Origin of the sequence: Phenylobacterium sp., assembly GCF_046590535.1 — a bacterium.
In the GTDB taxonomy this organism is placed as follows: Bacteria; Pseudomonadota; Alphaproteobacteria; order Caulobacterales; family Caulobacteraceae; genus Phenylobacterium.
Window position 1 is genome coordinate 1 of the sequence record NZ_JBKJTG010000164.1, and the last position, 24,561, is coordinate 24,561.

The 24,561-nt window shown below is 68.8% G+C and carries 29 protein-coding genes and 3 tRNA genes; 20 read left to right on the forward strand and 12 right to left on the reverse strand.

From position 1 onward, the window contains the following. On the reverse strand, window positions 1-161 hold a 161-nt coding region (locus ACLL81_RS09740), incomplete at its 3' end, for a DUF2842 domain-containing protein (protein ID WP_411288172.1). 88 nt (window positions 162-249) lie between these two features. On the opposite strand from ACLL81_RS09740, the gene ACLL81_RS09745 reads away from it, so the two are divergent. From ACLL81_RS09745 to msrB, 6 genes are all read left to right on the forward strand, one after another. Beyond that, window positions 250-1,281: a COX15/CtaA family protein gene (locus ACLL81_RS09745; protein WP_411288173.1), complete on the forward strand. Its 1,032-nt coding sequence runs from the start codon at window positions 250-252 to the stop codon at window positions 1,279-1,281. A gap of 169 nt (window positions 1,282-1,450) precedes the next feature. Beyond that, complete coding sequence (rplM, locus tag ACLL81_RS09750; protein ID WP_411288145.1) at window positions 1,451-1,924, forward strand: 50S ribosomal protein L13; 474 nt, start codon at window positions 1,451-1,453, stop codon at window positions 1,922-1,924. Between the two features lie 3 nt (window positions 1,925-1,927). Further along, window positions 1,928-2,434 carry a 30S ribosomal protein S9 gene (rpsI, locus tag ACLL81_RS09755; RefSeq protein WP_411288146.1) on the forward strand — a complete coding sequence of 169 codons (507 nt, stop codon included), beginning with the start codon at window positions 1,928-1,930 and terminating at the stop codon, window positions 2,432-2,434. 80 nt (window positions 2,435-2,514) lie between these two features. Then, window positions 2,515-3,495 carry an N-acetyl-gamma-glutamyl-phosphate reductase gene (gene argC / locus ACLL81_RS09760; RefSeq protein ID WP_411288147.1) on the forward strand — a complete coding sequence of 327 codons (981 nt, stop codon included), beginning with the start codon at window positions 2,515-2,517 and terminating at the stop codon, window positions 3,493-3,495. Further along, complete coding sequence (locus ACLL81_RS09765) at window positions 3,492-3,929, forward strand: GNAT family N-acetyltransferase (RefSeq protein WP_411288148.1); 438 nt, start codon at window positions 3,492-3,494, stop codon at window positions 3,927-3,929. The genes argC and ACLL81_RS09765 overlap by 4 nt, the downstream gene beginning before the upstream one ends. Before the next feature lie 60 nt (window positions 3,930-3,989). Next, a complete protein-coding gene (gene msrB, locus ACLL81_RS09770) occupies window positions 3,990-4,484 on the forward strand; it encodes a peptide-methionine (R)-S-oxide reductase MsrB (RefSeq protein ID WP_411288149.1) in 495 nt (164 codons plus the stop codon). An 11-nt stretch (window positions 4,485-4,495) separates the two neighbouring features. On the opposite strand, the gene ACLL81_RS09775 is transcribed toward msrB, so the two are convergent. The 4 genes from ACLL81_RS09775 to phaC all read right to left on the reverse strand — a co-directional run bounded on the left by ACLL81_RS09775 (window position 4,496) and on the right by phaC (window position 8,294). Next, window positions 4,496-5,335, reverse strand: a complete 840-nt coding sequence (locus ACLL81_RS09775; RefSeq protein ID WP_411288150.1) for a GIN domain-containing protein — start codon at window positions 5,333-5,335, stop codon at window positions 4,496-4,498. An 11-nt stretch (window positions 5,336-5,346) separates the two neighbouring features. Then, window positions 5,347-5,913 (reverse strand): DUF1700 domain-containing protein, encoded by a 567-nt coding sequence (locus ACLL81_RS09780; protein ID WP_411288151.1) that lies wholly within the window; start codon window positions 5,911-5,913, stop codon window positions 5,347-5,349. Continuing rightward, window positions 5,910-6,236 (reverse strand): PadR family transcriptional regulator, encoded by a 327-nt coding sequence (locus ACLL81_RS09785; protein WP_411288152.1) that lies wholly within the window; start codon window positions 6,234-6,236, stop codon window positions 5,910-5,912. Before ACLL81_RS09785 ends, ACLL81_RS09780 begins: the two co-directional genes overlap by 4 nt. 114 nt (window positions 6,237-6,350) lie before the next feature. Beyond that, window positions 6,351-8,294, reverse strand: a complete 1,944-nt coding sequence (phaC, locus tag ACLL81_RS09790) for a class I poly(R)-hydroxyalkanoic acid synthase (RefSeq protein WP_411288153.1) — start codon at window positions 8,292-8,294, stop codon at window positions 6,351-6,353. Window positions 8,295-8,370: 76 nt separating this feature from the next. Here phaC and ACLL81_RS09795 point away from each other — a divergent pair, with 76 nt between their 5' ends. From ACLL81_RS09795 to ACLL81_RS09850, 12 genes are all read left to right on the forward strand, one after another. After that, a complete protein-coding gene (locus ACLL81_RS09795) occupies window positions 8,371-8,793 on the forward strand; it encodes a hypothetical protein (protein ID WP_411288154.1) in 423 nt (140 codons plus the stop codon). A 123-nt stretch (window positions 8,794-8,916) separates the two neighbouring features. After that, window positions 8,917-10,137 (forward strand): LL-diaminopimelate aminotransferase, encoded by a 1,221-nt coding sequence (locus ACLL81_RS09800; RefSeq protein WP_411288155.1) that lies wholly within the window; start codon window positions 8,917-8,919, stop codon window positions 10,135-10,137. After that, on the forward strand, window positions 10,134-11,420 hold the full coding sequence (locus ACLL81_RS09805) for a homoserine dehydrogenase (protein ID WP_411288156.1): 1,287 nt from the start codon (window positions 10,134-10,136) through the stop codon (window positions 11,418-11,420). Before ACLL81_RS09800 ends, ACLL81_RS09805 begins: the two co-directional genes overlap by 4 nt. Before the next feature lie 44 nt (window positions 11,421-11,464). After that, a complete protein-coding gene (gene glpX, locus ACLL81_RS09810; RefSeq protein WP_411288157.1) occupies window positions 11,465-12,418 on the forward strand; it encodes a class II fructose-bisphosphatase in 954 nt (317 codons plus the stop codon). A 2-nt stretch (window positions 12,419-12,420) separates the two neighbouring features. Continuing rightward, window positions 12,421-14,220 (forward strand): single-stranded-DNA-specific exonuclease RecJ, encoded by a 1,800-nt coding sequence (gene recJ, locus ACLL81_RS09815; RefSeq protein ID WP_411288158.1) that lies wholly within the window; start codon window positions 12,421-12,423, stop codon window positions 14,218-14,220. Between the two features lie 63 nt (window positions 14,221-14,283). Further along, window positions 14,284-14,358 (forward strand) — tRNA-Glu (locus ACLL81_RS09820). A 143-nt stretch (window positions 14,359-14,501) separates the two neighbouring features. Beyond that, a complete protein-coding gene (locus tag ACLL81_RS09825) occupies window positions 14,502-15,122 on the forward strand; it encodes a cold-shock protein (RefSeq protein WP_411288159.1) in 621 nt (206 codons plus the stop codon). Window positions 15,123-15,205: 83 nt separating this feature from the next. Continuing rightward, window positions 15,206-15,658 carry a DUF192 domain-containing protein gene (locus tag ACLL81_RS09830; RefSeq protein WP_411288160.1) on the forward strand — a complete coding sequence of 151 codons (453 nt, stop codon included), beginning with the start codon at window positions 15,206-15,208 and terminating at the stop codon, window positions 15,656-15,658. Further along, the gene (locus ACLL81_RS09835; protein WP_411288161.1) at window positions 15,651-16,076 is read left to right on the forward strand and encodes a PaaI family thioesterase; all 426 of its coding nucleotides are present in this window, start codon (window positions 15,651-15,653) and stop codon (window positions 16,074-16,076) included. Before ACLL81_RS09830 ends, ACLL81_RS09835 begins: the two co-directional genes overlap by 8 nt. 59 nt (window positions 16,077-16,135) lie before the next feature. Further along, window positions 16,136-16,212: transfer RNA gene (locus ACLL81_RS09840), tRNA-Pro, on the forward strand. A 28-nt stretch (window positions 16,213-16,240) separates the two neighbouring features. Then, complete coding sequence (locus ACLL81_RS09845; RefSeq protein ID WP_411288162.1) at window positions 16,241-16,549, forward strand: ETC complex I subunit; 309 nt, start codon at window positions 16,241-16,243, stop codon at window positions 16,547-16,549. 10 nt (window positions 16,550-16,559) lie between these two features. After that, a tRNA-Arg gene (locus tag ACLL81_RS09850) sits at window positions 16,560-16,636 on the forward strand. A gap of 8 nt (window positions 16,637-16,644) precedes the next feature. Here the strand turns inward: ACLL81_RS09850 and ACLL81_RS09855 are convergent. The 5 genes from ACLL81_RS09855 to rutB all read right to left on the reverse strand — a co-directional run bounded on the left by ACLL81_RS09855 (window position 16,645) and on the right by rutB (window position 20,435). After that, entirely contained in the window at window positions 16,645-17,331 is a 687-nt protein-coding gene (locus tag ACLL81_RS09855) for an acyltransferase (RefSeq protein WP_411288163.1), read from the reverse strand. 89 nt (window positions 17,332-17,420) lie between these two features. Beyond that, window positions 17,421-18,494 (reverse strand): pyrimidine utilization protein A, encoded by a 1,074-nt coding sequence (gene rutA, locus ACLL81_RS09860; RefSeq protein WP_411288164.1) that lies wholly within the window; start codon window positions 18,492-18,494, stop codon window positions 17,421-17,423. Window positions 18,495-18,508: 14 nt separating this feature from the next. Then, window positions 18,509-19,321 carry a pyrimidine utilization protein D gene (gene rutD / locus ACLL81_RS09865; RefSeq protein ID WP_411288165.1) on the reverse strand — a complete coding sequence of 271 codons (813 nt, stop codon included), beginning with the start codon at window positions 19,319-19,321 and terminating at the stop codon, window positions 18,509-18,511. A gap of 8 nt (window positions 19,322-19,329) precedes the next feature. Further along, on the reverse strand, window positions 19,330-19,719 hold the full coding sequence (rutC, locus tag ACLL81_RS09870; protein ID WP_411288166.1) for a pyrimidine utilization protein C: 390 nt from the start codon (window positions 19,717-19,719) through the stop codon (window positions 19,330-19,332). 14 nt (window positions 19,720-19,733) lie between these two features. Next, on the reverse strand, window positions 19,734-20,435 hold the full coding sequence (gene rutB / locus ACLL81_RS09875; RefSeq protein WP_411288167.1) for a pyrimidine utilization protein B: 702 nt from the start codon (window positions 20,433-20,435) through the stop codon (window positions 19,734-19,736). Between the two features lie 69 nt (window positions 20,436-20,504). Between rutB and ACLL81_RS09880 the strand changes: the two genes are divergently transcribed. After that, window positions 20,505-21,095: a malonic semialdehyde reductase gene (locus ACLL81_RS09880; RefSeq protein WP_411288168.1), complete on the forward strand. Its 591-nt coding sequence runs from the start codon at window positions 20,505-20,507 to the stop codon at window positions 21,093-21,095. On the opposite strand, the gene ACLL81_RS09885 is transcribed toward ACLL81_RS09880, so the two are convergent. Next, window positions 21,092-21,955 carry a kinase gene (locus ACLL81_RS09885; protein WP_411288169.1) on the reverse strand — a complete coding sequence of 288 codons (864 nt, stop codon included), beginning with the start codon at window positions 21,953-21,955 and terminating at the stop codon, window positions 21,092-21,094. The two genes, ACLL81_RS09880 and ACLL81_RS09885, sit on opposite strands and share 4 nt — an antisense overlap. Before the next feature lie 256 nt (window positions 21,956-22,211). Then, complete coding sequence (metC, locus tag ACLL81_RS09890) at window positions 22,212-23,375, reverse strand: cystathionine beta-lyase (protein WP_411288170.1); 1,164 nt, start codon at window positions 23,373-23,375, stop codon at window positions 22,212-22,214. A gap of 83 nt (window positions 23,376-23,458) precedes the next feature. Here metC and ACLL81_RS09895 point away from each other — a divergent pair, with 83 nt between their 5' ends. Beyond that, complete coding sequence (locus ACLL81_RS09895; RefSeq protein WP_411288171.1) at window positions 23,459-24,559, forward strand: amino acid ABC transporter substrate-binding protein; 1,101 nt, start codon at window positions 23,459-23,461, stop codon at window positions 24,557-24,559. Window positions 24,560-24,561: the final 2 nt, after the last annotated feature.

Consider the following 24,561-nt stretch of genomic DNA (forward strand, 5'->3'; position numbering starts at 1 on the left):
AGCGGCAGGCCCCAGGCCGTGCCGGCTATGCCGTAGTAGGCGAGGCTGGCGGCCCAGTGGGCCGGAACGTACTCGCCGACAGCGATCACCAGCACCACATAGGCGGCCAGGAACACCAGGATCGCGATCAGTCCGAGGAACTTGCGAAGGCGCATGGGCATGGGGCTTTCATAGCGGGCTCGCGCGACCGCCGAAAGCGCTCTAATTAGCGCCCAAGTTCAGCCTTCAAGCCGGACCATGACCCGCCGCATGACGTCCTTCCTGCGCTCCGACCGATCCGGCCCTGTCGCCGTCTGGCTTGTGGCCGTGGCGCTGCTGGTGCTGGCCATGATTGTGGTGGGCGGGGCGACGCGGCTGACTGACTCCGGCCTTTCGATCACCGAGTGGGCGCCGGTCACCGGCGCCATCCCGCCGCTGAGCGCCGCCGACTGGCAGAACGAGTTCGCGCGCTACCAGCAGATCCCGCAGTACCAGCAGCTCAACCGCGGCATGAGCCTTGGCCAGTTCCAGTCGATCTACTGGTGGGAGTGGTCGCACCGGTTCCTGGGCCGGCTGGTGGGCCTGGCCTTTCTGCTGCCCTTCACCTGGTTCGCGGTGCGGCGTGAAATCCCCAAACGCCTGTCGTGGCGGCTGGCCGGCCTCTTCGTGCTGGGCGGCCTGCAGGGGGCGGTGGGCTGGTGGATGGTGGCCAGCGGGCTCTCCGAGCGGGTCTCGGTCGCGCCCGAGCGGCTTATGGTCCACCTGGGTCTGGCCTTCGCCCTGCTGGGCGCCCTGATGTGGACGGCGCTCGATGCGGCCTTTGGCCAGGCGCGGCAGACGATGCCCAGTCCCTGGGGCCGCCGCGCTCTGTGGCTCATCGCCCTGATCTACGTGCAGATCCTGCTGGGCGCGCTGGTGGCCGGCAACGACGCGGGGCTGGTCTACAACGATTTTCCGCTGATGAACGGCCGGTTGATCCCGGATGACTACGCCGGCGCCAGCCTGTGGGCCACCCTGGCGCACAGCCAGGGCGCGGTGCAGCTGCACCATCGCCTCGTGGCCTACCTGCTGACCTTGGTGGCGCTGGTCATGGGCGCCGCGGTGCTGCGGTCCAGCTACCTCGCGCGCGACGCCCGGCTGCTGGGGGCGGGCGTAGCTGTGGCGGTGCTGGCCCAGGCGGGGCTCGGCGTTGCCACCCTGATGGCCCAGGCGCCGATCACCCTGGCCATCGCCCACCAACTCGCAGCGGCCCTGCTGCTGGGCCTGGCGGTGGCCTTCGCCTGGCGGGTGCGGCGGGTCTAGGGCAGAAAATCGCGGTATTCTAATACCGTTATTGTTATGTATATGTTTTTAAACATGTTTTCTGAACAGCGTGGCGTTGGACGCGGTTGACTTCTGCGCCCTCTCCCGGCATATGCCCCCGCTCACCTCGGGGCGTCCGTCTGTCCCGCATCCAAATGGATCGTTTCCCATGATGAAGACCACGGCTTCGTTGAAGCCCGCCGAGGTCGAGAAGAAGTGGATCTTGATCGATGCCGAGAACGCCGTCGTCGGCCGTCTCGCGTCGTTCATCGCCAACCGTCTTCGCGGCAAGCACCGGCCCGACTACACCCCCCACGTGGATTGCGGCGACTTCGTCGTCATTGTGAACGCCGACAAGGTGAAGTTCACGGGCCGCAAGCTGCAGCAGAAGACCTACTACTGGCACACCGGCCACCCGGGCGGCATCAAGGAACGCACCGCGGACAAGATCCTCGGCGGCCGGTTCCCCGAGCGCATCCTGGAAAAGGCCGTCGAGCGCATGCTGCCCAAGGAAAGCCCCCTGGCGCGCAAGCAGCTCACCCACCTGCGCATCTACAACAGCGCCGAGCACCCGCACGCCGCCCAGGCCCCCGAGACCATCGCGTTCGCCGAGCTGAACGCCAAGAACGTGCGGAGCGCGTAAGAAATGTCGGAATCCCCGAACACCGCCGGCGAAGGCTTCGACGCCCTCAAGGGCATGGGCACCGCTGCGGAAGAAACCATCGTCCGCGAGCCTAAGATCGACGCCCAGGGCCGGGCGTACGCCACCGGCAAGCGCAAGAACGCCATCGCCCGCGTGTGGATCAAGCCCGGCAAGGGTACGATCACCATCCGCGGCGGAGAGAGTTCCGAGCCCCGCGACCAGACGGTCTATTTTGCGCGTCCGGTGCTTCGCATGATGCTCGCCCAGCCGTTCCAGGTCACCGACCGCGAAGGTCAGTTCGATGTGGTGGTGACGGTCAGCGGCTCGGGTCTCTCGGGCCAGGCCGGCGCGATCCGCCACGCCATCTCCAAGGCGCTGACCTACTACGAGCCCGGCCTGCGCGCCGTCCTGAAGCCGCACGGCTTCCTGACCCGCGACAGCCGCATCGTTGAGCGCAAGAAGTACGGCAAGGCCAAGGCCCGCCGCAGCTTCCAGTTCTCGAAGCGCTAGACCGCGCGCGACACTCGCGTTTACGGACCAGGGCGCTTCGGGAAACCGGAGCGCCCTTTTTCTATTCTGGAACTCGAACCATGGCCCAGACAGTCTTCATCGATGGGGAAGCCGGCACCACCGGCCTGCAGATCCGGCAACGGCTGGAGGGTCGCCGCGACTTGGAGCTGGTCTCCATCGATCCCGCCAAGCGCAAGGACGCCGCCACGCGGGCCGAGCTGCTGAACGGCGTCGACGCTGTGGTGCTCTGCCTGCCGGACGACGCGGCGCGGGAGGCCGTGTCGCTGATCTCGTCCAGCAGCGTGCGCGTGGTGGACGCCTCCACGGCCCACCGCACTGCCGCAGGCTGGACCTATGGCTTCGCCGAGATGGCGGTCGGCCAGCGCGAGGCGATCCGCACCGCCACGCGGGTTTCCAACCCGGGCTGCTATCCCACCGGCTTCATCGGCCTGGTGCGGCCGCTGGTGGCCGCAGGGCTGATCCCGGCCGACTTCCCGCTGACCGTAAACGCCATCTCCGGCTACTCCGGCGGTGGACGACCGTTGATCGAGGAGTTCGAGGGCAAGGCCGCGCCGCAGGGCACGCGCGACGCCTACCGCACCTATGGCCTGACCCTGGCGCACAAGCACCTGGGAGAGATGCAACGCCACGCCGGCCTGGCCCACCCGCCGCTGTTCGCGCCCTCCGTGGGACGCTACGCCCAGGGGATGGTGGTCGAGGTTCCCCTTCAGCTCTGGGCGCTGCCCGGTAAGCCGTCGCCCGCCGACCTGCACGTGACCCTGGAGGCGGCCTACATGGGCGAGGCTTTCGTCAAGGTGGCCAGCGGGATGGCGTGCGCCGAGCTGCAGAAGGTGCGCGCCGGCGCGGCAGGTTATGTCCAGGCGCTGGACCCGGAGGCGCTGAACGACACCAACGCCATGAAGCTCTACGTGTTCGGCAATGCGGACGGCACGCAGGCCCGGCTGGTGGCCGTGCTGGACAACCTGGGCAAGGGGGCCTCGGGCGCGGCGGTGCAGAACCTGAACCTGATGCTGGGCCTGGAGGAGGGCGCGGGCCTGTGATTCTGCGGCCGGCCACGGTGGAAGACGCCCAGGCCATCGGCGCGCTGCATCACCACACCATGCGCACCAGTCTGCCGTTCCTGCCGGACCTGCATACGGAACAGGAGACGGTGGCCTTCGTGGAAACCCAGGTCCTGCCGGCCAACATCGTGTGGCTGGCGGAGGCGGATGGCGAAGTGGCGGGCTATATCGCCTTCGACGCCGAGTGGATCCACCACCTCTACGTCCACCCCACACGGCAGGGCCAGGGGATCGGGCCGGTGCTGGTGGCCAAGGCGCTGGCGGATAGCCGTCCGCGCCAACTCTGGACCTTCCAGGCCAACGCGCGCGCCCGGCGGTTCTACGAAGCGCGGGGGTTCACGGCGCTCCGATTCACCGACGGCGCCTGTAACGAAGAGCGGACGCCTGACGTACTCTATGAGTGGCGGCCTTGAACCCGCCGCGTCCCGGCGCGATGGTCGCGTCCACTAGGCCCTGCTGAACGTATCGGACCCATGACCCAGATTTCGCACCTCGACCGCCGCGGCTTCCTGGCCGCCTCGCTTCTGGCCCTTGCCGTGCCCGCCTGCGCCCAGGCCGCTCCGGACGCCTATGCCGCCTCGCCGTTCCGCAAGATCACCGACGCCCAGTGGAAGCAGCGCCTCGCCGGTCCCAGCTACGCCGTGCTGCGCCATGAGGACACCGAGCGGCCGGGCTCAAGCCCGCTCGACCAGGAGAAGCGCCGCGGGACCTTCGTCTGCGCTGGCTGCGAGTTGCCACTGTTCAAGTCGGAGTGGAAGTTCGAGAGCGGCACCGGCTGGCCCAGCTTCTACACCGCCATCAAGGGCGCGGTGGGCAAGAAGACCGACTTCAAGATCGGCGTGCCGCGCACCGAGTACCACTGCGCCCGCTGCGAGGGCCACCAGGGGCACATCTTCAACGATGGCCCCCGGCCGACCGGCCTGCGCTACTGCAACAACGGCGTCGCCCTGAAGTTCGTCCCGGCCTGAGGCCGTCCCCGCTAGGTCTTCGACGGCGAAGGCGACGGGGAGGGTGAGGCCGAAGATGACGGCGAGGGGCTGGGTGACACGTCCGGGGAAGGTGCGGACGGCCCCATGCCCTGCTTGATGCTGCCGGCTCCGGAGATGTCGGTCTCCAGGCGCGCCGGCTTGGTCAGGAGCGTGATGTCGCCCATGCCCGAGATTTCCAGCTTCGCCCAGTCGGTGGGGGCGATGGTTGCGTCGCCAGAGCCGGAGATATCCACTTCCGCGCCCTTGGTCGCCAGCCGGCCCAGGTCGGCCTCGCCGGCGCCGGAGATATGCAGTTCCACCGTGTCGGCCTGACCGCTGGCGGCGACCTCGGCGGAGCCGGAGACGTCAATCTCCAGGGTGGGCTGGCGATAGGCGCTGATGATCAGCCGGTCGTTGCCGTTGATCTCGAAGCGGCTGACGTTGGGCGCGGTCATCACGATCTTCAGGCGGTTCGAGCGACGCATGCGCCGATCGAAACGGACGTGGCCGTTCTCGATCACCACATTCTCCACGGCGCGCTGCGGGCCGGTGATGGTCAGGGTGGCGGGACCCTCTGCCTGGGTGAAGGTCAGTTCGGCCGGGACGTCGAGTTGCAGGCGGTCGCCGCCGCTCCAGGCTATCTCGCGGGTGGCCTGCGGGCCGGATGCGTCGGCCCAGGTGTCGCCGTCGTCGTCCCAGTCCCAGTCCTTGCCGCCCCAGCCATGATGGGGCGCCCAAGCCCAGGCGCCGCGGGTGACCAGTTCGGGCCCGGCGATCGCGGCGGCGACGGAGAGCGAGACCGTGGCGAGCAGGAAGCCCGCGGCGGCGATCATGATGAGTACACGGATCATTGGAGCCTCCCCTAGACTTGCGGTTCGAGCGCCGGCTTCAGGAGCCGGTAGTGAAGCCGCCCGTACCAGACCAACGCGTTGACCAAGCCAATTGTGGCCAGGGTCAGCACCGCGCCCACCGAGGAGGCCGCGGCCATCAGGCCCACGCCGCCCAGGAGCGCGGCCACCGGCCCGCCCGGAGGCGCCGTGAAGGGCCCCGCGGCGAACATCACCCCGCCGGCGAAGAACACGGCGATGACCGCGATGCTGAGGCCGAAGATGGCGCCCGCGACCCCCATCAGGATCGGCAGCAGGATCAGGATGTCTATGGCGCCCAGGCCCAGCACCGCGAACACGGCGGCGGCGGCGGAGGAGGGGCTGCGCTCTTCCTCCCAGCGCTTCAGGCCGCTCTCGGCGCGAATTTCCCTGGCCAGCCGGCCGGGCTCGCCCAGGGCCGCCGCCACCTCGGCTTCGGTGCGGCCGGCGGCCTCGCCTTCGCTGAAGTGGGTGTCGTAATCGGCCGTCACATCGGCCACGGTCTGCGCGGGCAGGCCACGAAGGCCATCCCGCAGCCGGGCCATGAATGCCTGACGAGTCATTGCGCCCCTCCCAGGATGGTGTCCACGGCGCCGGAGAATGAACTCCAGGCCGCTTTCTGCGAAGTGAAGTTGGTCCGGCCCGCTTCGGTCAGCCGGTAGTATTTGCGCGACGGGCCGGCGGTGCTCTCAACCATGTAGGTCTCGACGAAGCCGTCGGACTGCAGCCTGCGCATCAGCGGATAGATGGTGCCCTCGCCCATGCCGATACTGTCGGAAAGCTTGCTGGCGATCTCGTAGGCGTAGCTGTCGTGCTGCGAGAGGAGCGCGAGCACGCAAAGCTCGAGCGCCCCCTTCTTCAGCTGGATCTCAATGGCTTCCGGCACGTCGATGCCTCCTTGTCACGCTCAACACGTACCGCAAGGTAGTGGGCGTCGCAAGGTAGCGTGCATTAAACGTTAGTAACCTGTGCGAACGGCGTTACGTCCGCCGATCATCCCCTAGGAGCGAACCTTCACGTATTCCCCCGGCGCATCGCCCAGCGGCTTGAACTTGCCCTTGGCCGGGTCGCGGGCAGGGACCTGCTTGCCCGATTTGGCCTTCAGCCACCTGGCCCAGTGCGGCCACCAGGAGCCGGGCGCCTCGACGGCCGCGGATTGCCAAGCCTCCAGCGTCTCAGGCAGGCCGTCCAGGGTCCAGTGCTGGTACTTGTTAGCTACCGGCGCATTGATCACGCCTGCGATGTGGCCGGAGCCGGCCAAGGTAAAGGTCACCGGCCCGCCGAACAGCTTGGCGCCCTTGAACACCGAACGGGCCGGGGCGATGTGGTCTTCCTTCGAAGACTGCACGTAGATCGGCGTCTTCACCTTACCGAGGTCGAGCTTCACCCCGTCGAGCACCAACTCGCCCTTGGCCAGTTTGTTTTCCCCGTAGAAGTTACGCAGGTAGAACATGTGCAGGGTCTTGGGCATCCGCGTCTGGTCGGAGTTCCAGAACAGCAGGTCGAAGGGCTTCGGCTCCTTGCCCATCAGGTAATTGTTCACGAAGAACGACCAGATCAGGTCGTTGGAGCGGAGCGCATTGAAGGTGTCGGCCATGGTCTGGCCGGAGAGCACGCCGCCGCCCTCGTCCATCTTGCGCTCCAGCTCGGTGAGCCAGTCCTCGTTGGCGAACAGCAGGAGGTCGCCGGCCTCGGAGAAATCCTGCTGGGCGGCGAAGAAGGTCGCCGAGGCGATGCGGTTGTCTTTCTTGGCCGCCATGTGGGCGAGGGTGGAGGAGAGCAGCGTCCCGCCGATGCAGTAGCCGACCGTGTTCACCTGCTCGACGCCGCACTGGTCCATGACCGCCTGGGTGCCCTCGTAAATCCCTTGGCGCATGTAGTCTTCAAAGGTCTTGGCCGAGAGGGTGGCGTCGGGATTGACCCAGGAAGCTACGAACACGGTGATCCCCTGGTCTGCGAGCCAGCGGATCATTGAGTTCTCGGGGCGAAGGTCGAGGATGTAGAACTTGTTGATCCATGGCGGGAAGATCAGCAGCGGAATCTCGCAAACCTTTTCTGTCGTGGGAGAGAACTGCAGCAGCTCGATGATTTCGTTACGAAACACGACCTTTCCGGGGGCGGTTGCGACGTTCTCGCCGATCTTGAACATCTCGTAGTCGGTCTGGGCGATGGCGAGCTGGCCGCCGCCGCGAGCCAGGTCGGAAACGAAGTTGTCCATGCCCTTCACCAGGCTCTCGCCGCCGGTGGACATCACCTCGCGAAGCGCCTGCGGGTTGGATGCCAGGAAGTTGGAGGGCGAGAAGGCGTCGGTGAGCATCTTCATGAAGAACTCGACGCGGCGCTTCTCCATAGGCTCCACGCCCTCCACCCCCGACACCAGGCCGTTCAGCCAGTTGGCGGTGAGCAGGTAGGACTGCTTCATCACATCGAAGACCGGATTGTCGGCCCAGTCGGGGTCGTTGAACCGCTTGTCGCCCTTGGCGGGAGAGACCACCGGTTCCGGCGTCTCGCCGCCCATGCGGCGCGTGGTGGCCTGCCACAGGTCCAGATACTGCGAGAAGAGGTCGGCCTGGGCGCGCATCATCCGGTCGGGCTGGGCGGCCAGCCGGCCCATCACTTCGGTGAGCGCGGGCGCCACATGGAAGGGATCGGGCGACAGGGCCGCCGGGCGATCGGCTTGGCGCAGCGCCATCTCGGCGATGGCGCCCTGGGCGGTCAGGGCGGCGCGGGCCAGGTTCATGGACAGCTTCTCCACCTGGGCGCGCTGGTCGCCGCTCATGGCGGCGGGGTCGAAGGCGGGAGCCCGGGGCGCGGGCTCGGGCCGCGGGGCGGCCGGCTTCGGAGCGGCCTGGTTCGGCGCGGCGGCCTTGGCCTTGGCCTTCGGCTTGGCCGCAGCGCGCTTGCCGCGCGAGCCCTTGGCCGGAGCTGCGGTCTGGTCGCTCATCGGAACCGTCCTCCCGGTGGTGCGCGCCTACGCGCCCTTCCACCATCCTCGATCATCGCATAAGAGCTTGGCGGAAATGCACGCGTCCCGCCTCCTTTTTGTCAACGCCGCCACGGTCGCCGTGACCATGCTGGGCGGCTGTGGCAGCGTCCTGTCGGACACCACGGTCGATCCGCGCTCGCCGATCGCCGCCGAGGTGGCCCGGGTGTCGCGGGCCAACGCCGACTTCCCGAGCTTCAAGGAAATCCCCGGCCGGCCCACCGATGTGCGGCCGCTTCGGGCCTACGGCGAGGCCGCCGACGTGGTCGACACCGCCCGCGCCAACCTGGAACGCGACACCGCGCCCGGGACCTGGTCGCTGAACAACACCGACGCCTTCGCCGCCGAAGCCCGCGTCGCGGCCGGTCCGGAGGCGACTCCGGGGAATCCTGCCGCCACCGAGGCCTTCGCCCAGGACCTGCGCGCCCGAGCTACGCCGCCTCCGCCGCCCAAGCGATAGGGCCAGCGGAGGCGCAAAAATCCCTGAACCGGCTTGGCTGACTCCTGCCCGGAGTCTATCGATGCCCGACCTTAAGCTCCCTGACAGCCGCAATAGGGCAGCTCGCGGCGCAAGAGCTAGCAGATGACCCCGGACTTTCACCGTATCCGACGCCTCCCGCCTTACGTTCTCGAGGAGGTCAACCGCATCAAGGCCCGCCTGCGCGCGCAGGGGACCGACATCATCGACTTCGGCATGGGCAATCCCGACATGCCGACGCCGAAGCACATCGTCGACAAGCTGGTGGAGACCGCCCGCGATCCGAAGGCCGGACGCTATTCGGCCTCCAAGGGGATCGTCGGGCTGCGCAAGGCCATGGCCGGCTACTACGGTCGCCGCTTCGGCGTGAAGCTGAATCCCGACACCGAGGTGATCGCCACCCTGGGGTCGAAGGAGGGCTTCGCCAATCTCGCCCAGGCGCTCACCGCGCCCGGCGATGTCATCGTCTGCCCGAACCCCGCCTACCCGATCCATGCCTACGGTTTCATCATGGCCGGAGGCGTGATCCGCCACGTGCCGGCCCTGTCGCCGGAGGAGTACCTGGCGGGGGTCAGCCGGGCGGTGAAGCATTCCGCGCCGCCGCCCACGGTGTTGATCCTATCCTATCCGTCGAACCCGACGGCTCAGTGCGTGGACCTGGATTTCTATCGCGACGCCATCGCCCTGGCGAAGAAGCACGAGATGCTGGTCATCTCCGACATCGCCTATTCGGAGATTTACTTCGACGACAACCCGCCGCCGTCGGTGCTGCAGGTGGAGGGCGCCAAGGACATCGCCGTGGAGGTCAATTCGCTATCCAAGACCTTCGCCATGGCCGGCTGGCGGGTGGGCATGGTGGTGGGCAATGCGCGCATCTGCTCGGCGCTGGCGCGGGTCAAGTCCTACCTCGACTACGGGGCCTATACGCCGATCCAGGTAGCGGCGGCCGCGGCGCTGAACGGTCCGCAGGACTGCGTCGACGAGATCCGCGCCATCTATAAGTCCCGCCGTGACGTGCTGGTGACCTCCATGAAGCGGGCCGGGTGGCACATCCCGTCGCCGGCCGCCTCGATGTTCGCCTGGGCGCCGGTGCCGGAACAGTTCAAGGCGGCGGGCTCACTGCTGTTCTCCAAGCTCCTGATCGAGGAAGCGGGGGTGGCGGTGGCGCCGGGGGTCGGCTTCGGCGAGTATGGCGAGGGGTACGTGCGCGTGGGCCTAGTGGAGAACGAGCACCGTATCCGGCAGGCGGCGCGCAACGTGAAGAAATTCCTGGCGAATTCGGACGAGATCCTCGGCCGCGCCCACAACGCCCTGGCCGCCCAGTGAGCCGGACCTGGCGTATCGGGGTCGCCGGCCTGGGCACGGTGGGCGCGGGGCTGCTGAAATTCCTCTCCGAGCGCCCAGGCTTCGCGCCGGCGGGCGGGCAGGCGGTGATCACTGGCGTCTCGGCGCGCTCGCGCTCGCGCCCCCGGCCGGTAGACATCTCCAACCTGCCCTGGTTCGACGATGCGGTGGCCCTGGCCGCGTCTCCCGAGACCGACATCTTTGTGGAACTGGTCGGCGGGTCCGACGGCCCGGCCAAGGCTGCGGTGGAGGCGGCGCTGAAGGCGGGCAAGCCCGTGGTCACCGCCAACAAGGCGCTGATCGCCGAGCATGGCGCGGAACTGGCCACCCTGGCCGAGGCCAAGGGCGTGCCCTTGCTCTTCGAGGCTGCCGTCATGGGTGGGGTTCCAGCCGTGAAGATGGTCCGTGAGGCCCTGGTGGGCGATGAGATCAAGTCGATCGCCGGCATCCTCAACGGCACCTGCAACTACATCCTCACCGAGATGGAGGCCACCGGCCGGCCGTTCGCCGACGTGCTCGCCGAGGCCCAGCGCCTGGGCTACGCCGAGGCCGACCCGACCATGGACGTGGGCGGCTTCGACGCGGCCCACAAGATTTCCATCCTGGCGGCCCTGGCGTTCGGCTGCGCGCCGAACTACGCCGCCGCCGAGATCGAGGGGATCGAGAACATCGACCTCATGGACATCAGCCTGGCCCGCGACCTGGGCTACCGGATCAAGCTGGTGGCCTCCGCCGACCGCTCGCCGGATGGCGTGCTGGTGCGGGTGCATCCGTCGCTGGCGCCGCTCAACCACCCGTTGGCCCAGGCCGGCGGCGCGCTGAACGCCCTGTTCATCGAGGGCGCGCGCACAGGACGGATCTTCGTGCAGGGCCCGGGCGCCGGCGCCGGCCCCACCGCCGCCGCCGTGGCCGCCGACATCGCCGACGTGATGACCGGCGGCGTACGTCCCGTGTTCCAGGCGCCGGCCCAGTCGCTGGCTCCGTTCACGCCGGTGGACCCCTCCAAGAGCATCGGGCGGGCCTATCTGCGTTTCCTGGTGAAGGACGAGCCCGGGGTGATCGCGGCGGTCTCCGAGACCCTGGCCGAGGCAGGCGTGTCCATCGAGAGCTTCCTGCAGAAGCCGGTGGAGAACGCGTCCGGCGTGCCCATCGTGCTGACCACCCACGCGGTGGCCGAGTCTGTGCTGACAGCGGCGATCGAGCGGATCGCGGGCCTGCCCGCCGTGCTTGACCGGCCGCGGCTCTTGCGCATCGCGCGCATCTGAGAATCCGAAGACAATTGCGCCCTTGCGGCGCTGGAGGCTTGAAGATGAGTTCCGAAGTTCTCGACCGCAGCCTGGTTCTGGACGCTGTGCGCGTGACAGAGATCGCTGCCATCGCCGCTTGGGCTGAGGTCGGCCGTGGCGACGAGAAGGCCGCCGATCAGGCCGCCGTCGACGCCATGCGCACGGCGCTGAACGACCTCGACATCGACGGCGAGATCGTCATCGGCGAGGGCGAGCGCGACGAAGCCCCGATGCTCTACATCGGCGAGAAGGTGGGCCGCGGCGGCAAGCACAAGGTCGACATCGCGCTCGATCCCCTGGAAGGCACCACGCTCACCGCCAAGGCCATGGCCAACGCCCTGGCGGTAATGGCCTGGGCGCCCAAGGGCACCCTGCTCAACGCCCCCGACACCTACATGGACAAGATCGCCTGCGGCCCGGGCTTCCCGGCCGGCCTGATCGACCTCGACAGGACGCCGGCGGAAAACGTCCAGGCCATGGCCAAGGCCAAGGGCGTCGACGCCTCAGAGATCACCGTCTGCGTCCTCGACCGGCCCCGGCACGCCGACATCATCGCCTCGGTGCGCTCGTCTGGGGCGCGGATCCACCTGATCACCGACGGCGACGTGGCCGGGGTGATGAACACCGCCGATCCCGACACCGGCATCGACCTCTATGTGGGGCAGGGCGGGGCGCCGGAGGGCGTGCTGGCCTGTGCGGCGCTGAAGTGCGTCGGCGGCCAGTTCCAGGGCCGGTTGGTGTTCCGCAACGCCGACGAGCGCGCCCGCGCGGCCCGCATCGGCATCACCGACTTCGACAAGAAGTACGACCTGCACGAGATGGTCCGCGCCGACGCAATCTTCGCGGCCACCGGCGTCACCAAGGGCGCGCTGCTGGACGGCGTGCGCCTGGAGGGCGGCTTCGTGCACACCCACACCCTGGTCATGAACTCCGCCACCCGCACCGTGCGCGAAGTGCGGATGAAGCGGCCGGTGTAGCCATGGGCGACGGCGCGGGCCAGGTTGGCTACCTCGGGGTCACCCGCTCGCTCTCCGGGCGGCTGTGGCGCGAGCGGGCGGCCGATCCCGAGCTCGTGCGCCGCCATCAGCTCTCGCTGGGCCTTTCCGAGCCACTGGCGCGCGCCTTGGCGGCCCGCGGCGTCACCGCCGAGCAGGGCGAGACCTATCTCAATCCAACCCTCAAGGCCCTGTTCCCCGACCCCTCCAGCTTCATGGACATGGATCGGGCCGCGGCAATCCTGGTGGACGCCCTCGAAAGCCGCCGCCCGTTGGTGGTGTTCGCCGACTACGACGTGGACGGCGCCTCGTCCGCCGCTCAGCTGGTGCGCTGGTTCCGGGCCATGGGCCACGACCTCCCGATCTATGTGCCCGACCGGGTCACCGAGGGATACGGACCCTCGCCCGCCGCCTTCCGCAGGCTGAAGGCCGAGGGCGCGGAGCTGGTGGTCACGGTGGACTGCGGGGCCGCCGCCCACGACGCCATCGCCTGCGCCGCCGAGATTGGCCTGGAGGTGGTGGTCATCGACCATCACCTGATGCGCGAGGGCGAGATCCCGCCTGTAGCCGCCCTGGTGAACCCCAACCGGCCCGATTGCCTGTCGGGGCAGGGGCACTTGGCGGCGGCCGGCGTGACCTTCGTTCTGCTGGCGGCGCTGAACCGCGAAGCCCGCCGCCGGGCCCTGTTCGCCAGCGCGGCGGAGCCCGACATCCGCCTGTGGCTGGACCTGGCCGCCATGGGCGCTATCTGCGACGTCACCCACCTCACCGGCTTCAACCGCGCCCTGGCGGCCCAGGGCCTGAAGGTGATGTCGGCATGGCGCAATCCGGGCCTGAAGGCGCTGCTGGATGTTGCCAAGTCCAAGGGGCCGGCCTCGGTGTTCCATGTAGGATTTATCCTCGGTCCGCGGATCAACGCTGGCGGGCGGATCGGCCGCTCCGACCTGGGCGCGCGGCTGCTGTCCACGGACGATCCGACGGAGGCCGCGGCGCTGGCCGAGGAACTCGACGCGCTGAACGCCTCGCGCAAGGACGTGGAGCGCGAGGTCACCGAGGCCGCAATCCGGGTCATCGAGCAGGAAACCAACCTGGCGGACGGCGCCTGCCTGGTGGTCGCCGCGGACGGCTGGCACCCCGGGGTGATCGGCATCGTCGCCGGGCGGCTGCGCGAACGTTACCGCAAGCCCGTGGTGGTGGTGGGCGTCGACCGGGCCGCCAATGTGGGCAAGGGCTCCGGCCGCTCGCAGCCGGGGGTAAACCTGGGCCGGGCCGTTCAGGCCGCCTTCCAGGAGGGCCTGCTGCTGGCCGGGGGCGGACACGCCATGGCCGCCGGCCTGTCGGTACGCCCCGACATCATTCCGGAGCTGCGCGAGTTCCTCTGCGCGCGCCTGGCTGATGAGGCGCAGGTCGCCGCGGCGCAGGACGGCCTGGACATCGACGCCCTGGTCACCACCGCAGGCTGCGACCGGGCCCTGTGGCAGGATTTCCAGCGGCTGGCCCCCTTTGGGCCCGGCAATGCGGAGCCGGTGTTCGCCGCCGCGGACGTGCGCGTCGAGCGGCCGATGGCGCTGCGCGGCGGCCATGTGCGCTGCACCCTAGTGGATGGATCGGGCGGCAAGCTGAAGGCGGTGGCGTGGCGGGTGGAAGATTCCGAAGCCGGCCGCAGGCTGATGACCGAGGGCGGCGCGGTGCACGTGGTGGGCCGTCTGAAGCCTGACGATTGGCAGGGTCGCGAGGGCGTCGAATTCGAGATCGAGGACGTCGCCGATCCGCGGCGCGCCTAAGCCGGCCCGGCCAGTCTTGCACCCCTGCGGGAAGGCGGATATAGAGCCGCCCTCGCGCCACGCGGTCCCTTCGTCTATCGGTTAGGACGCCAGGTTTTCAACCTGGAGAGAGGGGTTCGACTCCCCTAGGGACTGCCACGCAAGCTCCGGTCGCCAGGTCTATGGCTTGACCTGAGCGAATCCCGCGCGGGCGATTCTCCATTGACGCCTCTCTATCTAGAAGAACAGTGTTACAGTTGGTCCCGTACCGAGTTCTTCGGGGGTACCGGGCCGAGGGGCAGATGGCTGGGTTGGAATTCACCGAGCAGGTGGACGCACAGGCGATGGCCGTGCGGATTACGGGTCGCGTCAAGTGGTTCGACGCCGGCAAGGGCTATGGCTTCATCGTCCCCGACGACCCCAGCCAGACCGATCTGAAGGACGTCCTGCTGCACGTCACCAGCCTGCGCAGTTCGGGCCGCGAGAACGCCCTGGAAGGCTCCATGATCACCTGCGACGTGGTCCGCCGCCCGAAGGGCTGGCAGGTGGCCGAGGTGGTCGATCTGGACGATAGCGCCGCGCCGCCGGCCAGCGACCGGCGGCCCCGCGAAGGCCTGGACAGTTTCCGGAGTGATCGGCCTGACGGTTTTGGCTCTGGAGGCTTTATCGGTCGCCCGCCCGCCCGGGTTCCCGTGGAAGCCACTGGCTCGCTGGAACGGGCCAAGGTGAAATGGTTTAACCGCACCAAAGGTTACGGCTTTGTGGTGCGCGACGGCGAGCCCGGGGACATCTTCGTCCACATCGAGACCTTGCGCCGCTCCGGCATGGAGGATCTCCAGCCCGGGGAAGACGTGATGGTGCGGTTCGCCGAGGGCCCCAAGGGTCTTGTTGTGGCCGAGATCGAAGCGTCTAGTCTGGCTTGAAGCCAGCCCCTTCGGAGTTCCCCTCGGTGATTCACGGTTCGACTAGCCGGCGCGGCCTGCTCGCGCTGGGCGCGGCGCTTGCCTTGACCTCGTCGGCTTGCGCCCTGCCGCCCCGGCAGGACGTGGGCGCATGCCGCGGCCAGGCGGAGATCACGCCCCTGCAGCCGCTGCAGGTGGTCACCGAGCGCGGGCCGGTGAAGTTCCTGGTGGAGTTCGCCGACACCGCCCGGACCCGGGAACTGGGCCTGATGTGCCGCCGGGCGCTGGCCCCCAACCGCGGCATGCTGTTCGACTTCGGCCGTTCCCAGGAGCTGGCCTTCTGGATGCGCAACACGCTCATTCCGCTGGACATCGTTTATATCCGCGCCGACGGCCAGGTACTGTCGATCGTGCGCAACGCCCGGCCCCTCGACGAGAGCCCGCTGCCCTCCAACGGCCAGGCGCGCGCGGTGCTGGAGCTGGCCGGTGGCCGCGCGGCGCAGCTGGGCCTGCTGCCCGGCGACCGGGTGCTGCACCGGATCTTCCCGGGTGGCTGAGGCGACGCCGCCTCCGCCGCCGCCGGGTTTCGTGCTGTCGCAGGGCCGTGGCGCGTTCTCCACCCACAACGGGCCCTATTTCCATCGGCCCGGGCCTGGCCCCCTGGTCGAGCAGGCCTTCTTCGCGCTGCCCCGGCACGCCAACGGCCTGGGCCTGGTGCATGGCGGCATGCTGTCTGCGTTCATGGACGGTGTGCTGGGCGCGGCGGTGTGGCAGGGCGCGCACAAGGTTGGCGTGACCATCAACCTGTCGGTGGATTTCCTGCATATGGCGCGGATGGGCGAGTGGGTGCTAGGCGAGGCCAGATGCACCCGGGCCACCCGCGACGTGGCCTTCGCCGAGGGGCGCGCCTATGTGGGCGCCCACGACGTGGTTCGCGCCTCGGGCGTGTTCAAACTGATGAGCCGCGACCGATAGGACCAGGCCCCGTTGCCGAAAGCGGGAAACGCCCATATTGCAAGGCCGCCGGCGTTCCTCGGGGCGTAGCGCAGCCTGGTAGCGCACCTGCTTTGGGAGCAGGGGGTCGCAGGTTCAAATCCTGCCGCCCCGACCACGTCGGTTGTCACGAAGAAAGTATGGCCATGCTTGCGCGTATCTTCCGCCCCTCCAAGACCGCCATGCAGTCCGGCCGCGGCAAGACCACCGGCTGGGTGCTGGAGTTCGAACCCAGCGATGCGCGCAGATCCGACCCGCTGATGGGCTGGACCCAGACCGCCGACACGGAGTCGAGCCAGGTGCGGCTGAGCTTTGAGACCCGGGAGGACGCGGTGCGCTACGCAGACGCCCACGGCCTGGCCTTCCAGCTCATCGACCCCAAGCCGGCGAAACGCATCATCAAGGCCTATGCGGATAACTTCGCGTTCGGCCGTAAGGTCCCCTGGACGCATTAGCCCAGCGAGGGCGCCCTTAGCTCAACCGGATAGAGCACTCGCCTTCTAAGCGAGCGGTTGCAGGTTCGAGTCCTGCAGGGCGCGCCACCTCGGCGTCACTGCGGCGTGCTACCGGCGATCCAATCCATCAGGCGGCCCACGATGCCCCGACGTTTGGCGGGCGGTGGCCCAAACGATGGGTCGGGCTCAACCGAATCCGGGGTCGTGCGAAGCCAGGTGATGTTCTCGCGCACCACCCGGGCCGGCGTGCCGACGGCGATCACGTTCGCCGGGATTTCTCCCGAGACGACCGCCCCGGCGCCGATGACCGTGCCGGAGCCGATCCGGCACCCCTTCAGCAGCATGGCGCGCGTGCCGACCCAGACATTGTCGCCCAGCACCACCGACAGCGGCGGATTGAGCCGCGCGCCGGTCGCCCGGTCGTAGATCCCGTGCATGTCGCTCACATCGATATGGATGTCCGTGGACAGCATGTTGTTGCGGCCGAAGATCATCTCGCCCGCCTCGTGCTGTGACAGGCCCACGGCGTTGAAGGTGGTGAAGTCGCCGATGCGGATCACCCCGCCGTCGCCGGCGACCACCTGGATCAGGCCGTTCAGGATGCACTGCTCGCCGATCTCGATGACCGTGTTGCTGGCCTCCGCCCGGACCCAGATGTCACAGTGGACCAAGCTGTCGAGCCCGATCCGCAGGGTGACCCCTTCGCCCTCGATGACCACCCGGCCCAACGGCTCGCTCTTGAGGTCCAGGATGGTGCCGGGGACGGCATGTTCGACGGGCACGGAAAGTCTCGATCTTGATGCAAGGCGTTGGCAGGGTTGGGACATACGCCCAATGCGGGCGCCTCGTCACCCCTGCGCGGCGCCAGGTTTTAGACCAAGGCCACGCCCTTGCGGCAGGTCATCAGCGGCTGAATCTTCTGGCCGAAGTCGTCGATGCCCTTGCGGAAATCATCGAAGGTGAGCAGCACGCCGCCGGTGTCGGGCACCGCCGCCACCTCATCCAGCATGCGGGCCACGGAGGCATAGGAGCCCACCAGGGTGCCCATGTTGAGGTTCACGGCCGAGGCGGGCGCCGCGAGCTGGGCGGTGTTGGTGGTGGCGCCGGCCGCCGCGTTGGGCGCCGCCTGATCGGTCAGCCAGGCCAGCGCCTCCTGGTCGGCGCCGTCGCGGTAGAGCTGCCACTTGGCCATGGCTTTCTCATCCGTCTCGTCGGCGATCACCATGAACAGGATGAAGCTGGCCACGTCGCGCCCGGTCTTGGCCGCGGCCGCCTTCAGGCGTTGGTTCACCGAGGCGAAGGCGGTGGGCGTGTTGGTCCCCTTGCCCAGGGCGAAGGCGTAGTCGGCATATTTGGCGGTGAAGGCCAGGCCCTCGTCGCTGGAGCCGGCGCAGATGATCTTGGTGTCGTGCGGTCGGGGGCTCACCCGACAGTCGTTCATGGTGAAGTACTCGCCCTTGAAGTCGGAGACGCCGGTCTCCAGCAGCTCCTTCAGCACCGTCGCGTACTCAGCCAGATAGGTGTAGCGGCTGGAATAATGCTGCTCGCCCGGCCACAGGCCCATCTGGTCGTACTCGGCCTTCTGCCAGCCGGTGACCAGGTTGATGCCGAATCGGCCCGGCGCGATGGAATCGATGGTGGACGCCATCCTGGCGACGATGGCCGGGGGTATGGTCAGGGTCGCGGCGGTGGCGAAGATCTTGATCCGGTCGGTGACCGCAGCCAGCCCCGCCATCAGGGTGAAGCTCTCGAGGTTGTGCTCCCAGAACTGGGTCTTGCCGCCGAAGCCCCGCAGTTTGATCATCGACAGGCAGAAATCGAGCCCATAGCCCTCGGCCTTTTGGACGATCTCCTTGTTGAGCTCGAAGGTTGGCATGTACTGCGGCGAGGTCTCGGAGATCAGCCAGCCGTTGTTGCCGATGGGAATGAAGACGCCGACGTGCATGGGGTTTTCCTCCCTCAATAACCGTCCGTGCGGGGATCATCCCGCAGGAACCTGAGCAGTGTAGCGTTGAAGTCGTCCGGCGCCGTCACCGTGTAGGCGTGGCCGCCCCAGGGCGCGATTTCCAGCGAAGCCTTGGGCAGTCCCGCGGCCAGGCGCCTCGAGCAGAGCAGCGGGACCAGCATGTCGTCGGCGGACGCGGCCACCAGCACCCGGTGTGCGATGTCGGAAAGCCGGTCGGCGATGTCGAAGGCTAGCAGCGCCACGATCCGCGCCCGCATCACCTCAAGGCTCGGGAAATCGGCCACGTGGTGGGCCTCCTCAGCCGCCAGCCGCGCGGCGTTCTCGGATATCCAATTCGCCGGATAGAGGAACAGCGGCTGCGCGTGGACGTAGGCCCGCGGACCGCTGTCGTTCAGCAGACTCAGGCGGGTGTCGAAGCAGCGGCGGATGTGCGGGTCCGGGGCCGCCCAGCCGTTGACTACCACCAGCCGGTCGAGCCGCTTCGCCGCGCTCAGCGCCAGGGCCAGCCCGGCCAACCCGCCCGCGGCGTGGCCGACGACGTGGGCGCTGGCCAGGCCCGCGGCGTCCATTACCTCGACGATGTCGTCGGCCATGGATTGCACCGAATGCGGCCAGGTGAGGTCGCGCACGCTGCGTCCCGTGCCGCGGTGGTCGTAGCTCACCAGGCGGAAATGCGCGCCCAGCGCCACCATCTGGGGCGACCAGAAGGCCGCCGAGCCGCCCAGGCCGGAAGACAGCACCACGGCAGGCGCGTGGGCCGGCCCCTCATGGACCTCGTAGCAGAGGCCGCTGGGCGTGCGGGCCATCCGGTCGCTCAGGGCTTGCCCACGTGGGCGATACTGGCGATCTCCACCAGGAAGTCGGGCCGCACCAAGCCGCACTGGATGCAATAGCGGGCCGGCTTCGGGCCGGGGAAATACTCCGCATAGACCTTGTTCAGCGCCGGGTAGTCCGCCCAGTCCTTCAGGAAGATCATGTTGAAGGTGACGTCCTCCATCGTCCCGCCGGCGGTCTCGATGACGCTCTTGATAGTTTCCAGCACCTGCCGGGTCTGGCCCTCTGCGTCGCCCACATGGGCCACATTGTTGTCCTTGTCGAAGGCGAGCGTGCCCGAGACATAGACTACGCCGTCGGCCAGGGTCCCAGGCGAGAAGGGTGCGATGGGGATGCCGGTCCCGGGCGGGGTGATGACGGTCTTGGGCATGGGGGTTCCTTCCTCTAGGACGCGGCGGGGGCGATCTGGCCGAACGCGCCCTTGAAGTCGGCGACGCTGGAGACCCAGCCAAAGAACGTCTCGATATTGTAGAGGCTTGCCTGCTGCACGAAGTCGGGGCCGGCCTGGTGGGTGGCGTCGGCTAGAACCACGCCGAAGTACTCCAGGAAGAAGCCGTCCCGGAGCGTGGATTCCACGCAGACGTTGGTGGCGATGCCCACGAACACCAGGTTGCGGATGCAGCGGGAGCGCAGGACGCTGTCGAGCTGGGAGTTGAAGAAGCCGGAATAGCGGGTCTTGTGGAGCACGATGTCGGTGGGCTCGGGTTTGAGTTCATCGACGAGCTCATAGTCCCAACCGCCCCGCGCCAGGAGCTTGCCTTCTAGCTCAGGACGCGCCCGCATGGTCTTGAGCGCATTGGATTTATGGTAGTTGGGCGACCCTGGGCCGCCAGCCTCCACATAGGCCGGGTCCCAGCCGTTCTGAAAGAAGATCACCGGCACGCCGGCTGCCCTGGCGGTCTCCAGAACGCCCTTGATCTGGCCGATCACCGCGGCCGCGCCCGATATGTCGAACCCCGCCAGGTCGAGGTAGCCGCCGGGCGACGCGTAGGCGTTCTGCATGTCGATCACCACCACCGCGGTCTGCGCGGGCGCCAGCGTCAGCGGCTCGGGCCGGGCGGGCAGGACGATGGTCTGGGCGGTCATCCGTGGTCCCTGTGTCGTCGCGCCCCACCATGGCATAGCGTTCGGCGAAGCCAAGCCGCCGGAGCCGCCATGACTGAGTCCCTGGACGACACCGCCCTGGACCGCCTGTTCCGCACCGCGCGCACCCGCAACGGCTGGACCGACCGGCCGGTCGCCGAAGCCCTGCTGCGGCAGGTCTATGATCTGGCGAAGATGGGCCCCACCTCGGCCAACGTCTCGCCGGCGCGGTTCGTGTTCGTGGCCAGCGCCGCGGCCAAGGCCAGGCTGGCCCCGCACCTCTCCAACACCAACCGACCCAAGGCCCTGGCCGCGCCGGTGTGCGCCATCGTCGCCTTCGATCTGGATTTCGCCCAGCGCATCCCGGAGCTGTTTCCCAACAATCCGGGCGCCCAGGCCTGGTTCGCCGACCCCAAGGTCGCCGAGGTCACCGCGTTCCGGAACGGCAGCCTGCAGGGCGCCTACCTGATGCTGGCCGCCCGGGCGCTGGGCCTTGACTGCGGGCCGATGTCCGGCTTCAGCCAGTCCGGCCTCGACGCGGAGTTCTTCGCCGGCACGTCCTGGCGCTCCAATTTCCTGTGCAGCCTGGGCTATGGCTCCGACGAGAACCTCTTCCCGCGCAACCCGCGCCTGGCCTTCGAGGACGCCTGCCGAGTGCTCTAATAGCCGGTGGGGTAGGGCTTGCGGTCCGCGTCCAGTGGCACGCTCCACTCGGCGCGCTGGGGCATCTCCGCGGCGATCCAGCGGGTCAGCCGCTCATAGTGGGCGCAGAAGCGGGCGATCTCGTCGTCCGACATGCCGGCGCCACCCGAGCGGGCCCTCAGCTTGTGCTCCTGCTCGGTGCGCCAGGCCACCACCACCTCGAAGCTGGGCGCCTGCAGGAGGAACAGGCTGTTCAGCTTGGCGAACAGCTCCTGGTAGGGGCCGTCGAGCTGGTCGTTGACGTAGTGGCGCCAGACGCCGTCGGTGTCCTCCTCGCGCTCCAGGCCGTTGACCGGCGTGGCGAGCGCGGCCTGGCCCTGGGCCACGGCGCCGACGCACCAGCCCTCGAAGATCACCACGTCCACCGGCGAGGCCAGAGTTTCCCAGATGCCGCGGGGGGTGCGGGTGTCCGCGGCCTTGTCGAACCGGGGCAGGGTCACCTTTCCGCGGGTGCGCAGCTGGTCGAGGGTCGCCGCAGCCATCTTGACCTCGTGGGTCCCGGGAGGCCCGCGGACGGCCAGCAGCGGGTGGACGTCCTTTGCCAGCCGCAGCCGCACCTCGCGGGAAAGGTAGAAATCGTCGAGGGAGAGCGCCACGGCGCGCAGGCCGCGCGCCTCAAGCATCTTCACGCTGGCCGCGGCGATGGCGGTCTTGCCCGAGCCCTGCGGCCCGCAGAGGCCCAGGGTCACCGTCCGCTTGCGCACCTGGCGCAGCCGCGCCGCACGGTCGGCCAGCGGCGTGCAGACCTGCTCGACGGTGAGGCGGAAGCTCTCCGGCAGCTGTTCGGCCGCCAGGAAGTCGTCGAGCCAGGTGTTGGTCATCAGCCCCGCCGTAGCCGCCGAGGATCGGCAGGATTTCTCCGGTGATGTAGCTGGAGGTCTGCGGCGACGCCAGAAAGACAAAGGCCGGCGCGATCTCTTCCGGCTGGGCGGCCCGGCGGCGCCCCTTCTCCACGGCCTTCCTGGTCGGTTCGGCGTCCCCGTGCTCGTCGAGATAGGCGATGGCCACGTCGGAGATCCCGCAGCCGGCCTCCGCGGCCTTCTCGGCGCAAGCGGGTGGGGGCATCTCGGGTTACCCTCAGGTCGCCAGCCGCGCATAGGCCGCGAGGCCGTGCTTCAGGTCGGCGATGAGGTCGTCGGGATGCTCCAGCCCGATGTGCAGGCGGATCAGCGGCCCGCCGTAGTCCGGCTGGAACACGCGGGACTTTAGCTGCGGATCGCCGGAGATCGCCAAGCTTTCGAACCCGCCCCAGGAAAAGCCCAGGCCGAACAGGCTGAGCGTATCCAGGAAGGCCTCCACCGCGGCGTCCGGCGCGGGCTTTAGCGCGAAGGCGAAGAGCCCGCAGGCGCCGGTGAAGTCCCGCGCCCACAGGGCGTGGTCGGGAGAGCCGGGCAGGGCGGGGCAGTACATGGCGGCGACCTGCGGCTGGGCCTGTAGCCACCCGGCGATCGTCAGCGCGCTCTGGCCCTGCCGCGCCAGGCGAACCGGCAGGGTCCGCAGCCCCCGCAGCATCTGGTAGGCGTCCTCGCCGGAAACCGCCCAGCCCAGATGCAGGACCCCCTCGTCCAGCGCCCGGACCAGGGCGGGGTCGCGGGCCGCGGCCGAGCCCATGAACACGTCTGAGTGGCCGCCCACGTACTTGGTCAGGGCCTGAATAGAGAGGTCCACACCGTGGTCCAGGGGCTTGTAGAGGTAGCCGGCCCCCCAGGTGTTGTCGGCCGCCGTGAGGATGCCGCGCGCCGTGGCCAGTTCGGCCACCCGGGTGAGGTCCTGGATCTCGAAGGTCAGCGACCCCGGGCTTTCCGCGAGGATCAGGCGGGTGGCCGCCGAGGCCTCGCCCACCAGCGTCTCAGGCGAGGTGCGGGGGTCGTAGTAGCTGACGCCCACGCCGAACCGCGTCAGGACGTGGTCGCAGAACCTGCGGGTGGGCTTGTAGATGGTGTCGACCACCATCACCTCGTCGCCGGCCTTCAGCACCGCCAGCAGGGCCCCGCTGAGCGCCGCCAGGCCCGAGGGATAGAGCGAGACGCCCACGGCCCCCTCCATCTCCGCCAGCGCCGCCTGCAGCGCCGACTGGGCCGCCAGGCCCTGCCGGCCGTAGGTGATGAAGTTGGCGTCGTCGTAGAGCGCCTGCGCACTGGGCAACAGGACCGTGGAGCCCTTCTGGATCGGGGGGCCCACCGTCTTGACCAGCGGCTTGTCTGAGGCGCCGGCGCGGATCAGGCGGGTTTCATCGGCCATGTGGGGTTGCGGGCTCGGGCGACGCTGGCGAAAGTGCCTGCCGCACTTAGAGCCTCCGACGTTTCCCCGATCAAGGAGCAGGGATGATCCGGCGCCTCGTAGCGACCGCTCTGTTCTGCCTCCCCCTGACGGCCTGCGAAGGCCGCCCGGCGCCCGAACCTGTCCCTCAGGCCCCGGCTGTGAAGGCGTCGGGCGCGGGCCAGCCAGCCTACAAGGCTGCAGTCAGCCCCACCCTGCAGGCCGTGCGGGCGCGGGGCCACGTGGCCTGCGGGGTCCACCCCGGCCTGCCGGGCTTCGCCTTTCCCGACGTGCGCGGCCAGTGGCGGGGCTTCGACGTGGATGTCTGCCGCGCGCTGGCGGCCGCCACCCTGGGCGATGCGTCGAAGGTCCGGTTCGTCCCCATCGCGGCGCAGGATCGTTTCGCCGCCCTGCAGGCCGGCCGGATCGACGTCCTGTCGCGCAATACCTCGCTCACCTTCGCCCGGGACGCCGGGCTCGGCCTGACCTTCCCGGCGGTGACCTACTACGACGGCCAGGGCTTCCTGGCGCCCAAGGCCCTGGGGCTGGGCAGCGCCCAGGAGCTGTCGGGGGCGCGCCTGTGCGTGCAGGAGGGCACCGCCAGCGAGGGCAACCTCGCCGACTGGTTCAGCACCCGGGGCCTGCGCTACCGCCCGGTGATGGCGGCCTCAGAGGAAGAGGCCAGGCGCCTCTACGAGACTGAGACTTGCGATGCCTTCACCGCCGATATCTCGGCGTTGGCGGGCTCCCGCTCGGTGCTGACCAATGCCGGCGCCCACGTGATCCTGCCGGACGTGATCTCCAAGGAGCCCCTCGGGCCGGTGGTGCGGGAGGCCGACGCCGCCTGGGCCGACATCGTGCGTTGGACGGTCTACGCCCTCATCCAGGGCGAGGAACTGGGCCTGTCAGCCAAGACCGTGGTCCAGGCCCGTGAGACCGCATCGGACCCCGAGACCCGCCGGCTGCTGGGGCTGGAGGGCGACCTAGGCGCGCTCTTAGGCCTGAAGGCCGACTGGGCCTATCAGGTGATCCGCCAGGTGGGCGCCTACCACGAGATCTTCCGCCGCAACCTGGGCGAGGACTCCGCCCTGAAGCTGGACCGGGGCCTGAACGCCCTGTGGAACGCCCCCAAGCCCGGCCTGCTCTACGCCCCGCCGATCCGCTAGAG

What these genes read in the sequence shown, in the direction of transcription:
- rutC (WP_411288166.1), bottom strand. Translation starts at nt 19,719, where the DNA reads ATGCCCAAGACCGTCATCACCCCGCCCGGGACCGGCATCCCCATCGCA.
- ACLL81_RS09775 (WP_411288150.1), bottom strand. Translation starts at nt 5,335, where the DNA reads ATGATCCGTGTACTCATCATGATCGCCGCCGCGGGCTTCCTGCTCGCC.
- rutA (WP_411288164.1), bottom strand. Translation starts at nt 18,494, where the DNA reads ATGCACGTCGGCGTCTTCATTCCCATCGGCAACAACGGCTGGCTGATC.
- ACLL81_RS09780 (WP_411288151.1), bottom strand. Translation starts at nt 5,913, where the DNA reads ATGACTCGTCAGGCATTCATGGCCCGGCTGCGGGATGGCCTTCGTGGC.
- rutB (WP_411288167.1), bottom strand. Translation starts at nt 20,435, where the DNA reads ATGACCGCCCAGACCATCGTCCTGCCCGCCCGGCCCGAGCCGCTGACG.
- msrB (WP_411288149.1), top strand. Translation starts at nt 3,990, where the DNA reads ATGACCCAGATTTCGCACCTCGACCGCCGCGGCTTCCTGGCCGCCTCG.
- ACLL81_RS09745 (WP_411288173.1), top strand. Translation starts at nt 250, where the DNA reads ATGACGTCCTTCCTGCGCTCCGACCGATCCGGCCCTGTCGCCGTCTGG.
- phaC (WP_411288153.1), bottom strand. Translation starts at nt 8,294, where the DNA reads ATGAGCGACCAGACCGCAGCTCCGGCCAAGGGCTCGCGCGGCAAGCGC.
- ACLL81_RS09825 (WP_411288159.1), top strand. Translation starts at nt 14,502, where the DNA reads ATGGCTGGGTTGGAATTCACCGAGCAGGTGGACGCACAGGCGATGGCC.
- rplM (WP_411288145.1), top strand. Translation starts at nt 1,451, where the DNA reads ATGATGAAGACCACGGCTTCGTTGAAGCCCGCCGAGGTCGAGAAGAAG.
- argC (WP_411288147.1), top strand. Translation starts at nt 2,515, where the DNA reads ATGGCCCAGACAGTCTTCATCGATGGGGAAGCCGGCACCACCGGCCTG.
- ACLL81_RS09880 (WP_411288168.1), top strand. Translation starts at nt 20,505, where the DNA reads ATGACTGAGTCCCTGGACGACACCGCCCTGGACCGCCTGTTCCGCACC.
- recJ (WP_411288158.1), top strand. Translation starts at nt 12,421, where the DNA reads ATGGGCGACGGCGCGGGCCAGGTTGGCTACCTCGGGGTCACCCGCTCG.
- ACLL81_RS09885 (WP_411288169.1), bottom strand. Translation starts at nt 21,955, where the DNA reads ATGACCAACACCTGGCTCGACGACTTCCTGGCGGCCGAACAGCTGCCG.
- ACLL81_RS09800 (WP_411288155.1), top strand. Translation starts at nt 8,917, where the DNA reads ATGACCCCGGACTTTCACCGTATCCGACGCCTCCCGCCTTACGTTCTC.
- glpX (WP_411288157.1), top strand. Translation starts at nt 11,465, where the DNA reads ATGAGTTCCGAAGTTCTCGACCGCAGCCTGGTTCTGGACGCTGTGCGC.
- metC (WP_411288170.1), bottom strand. Translation starts at nt 23,375, where the DNA reads ATGGCCGATGAAACCCGCCTGATCCGCGCCGGCGCCTCAGACAAGCCG.
- ACLL81_RS09795 (WP_411288154.1), top strand. Translation starts at nt 8,371, where the DNA reads ATGCACGCGTCCCGCCTCCTTTTTGTCAACGCCGCCACGGTCGCCGTG.
- rpsI (WP_411288146.1), top strand. Translation starts at nt 1,928, where the DNA reads ATGTCGGAATCCCCGAACACCGCCGGCGAAGGCTTCGACGCCCTCAAG.
- ACLL81_RS09845 (WP_411288162.1), top strand. Translation starts at nt 16,241, where the DNA reads ATGCTTGCGCGTATCTTCCGCCCCTCCAAGACCGCCATGCAGTCCGGC.
- rutD (WP_411288165.1), bottom strand. Translation starts at nt 19,321, where the DNA reads ATGGCCCGCACGCCCAGCGGCCTCTGCTACGAGGTCCATGAGGGGCCG.
- ACLL81_RS09895 (WP_411288171.1), top strand. Translation starts at nt 23,459, where the DNA reads ATGATCCGGCGCCTCGTAGCGACCGCTCTGTTCTGCCTCCCCCTGACG.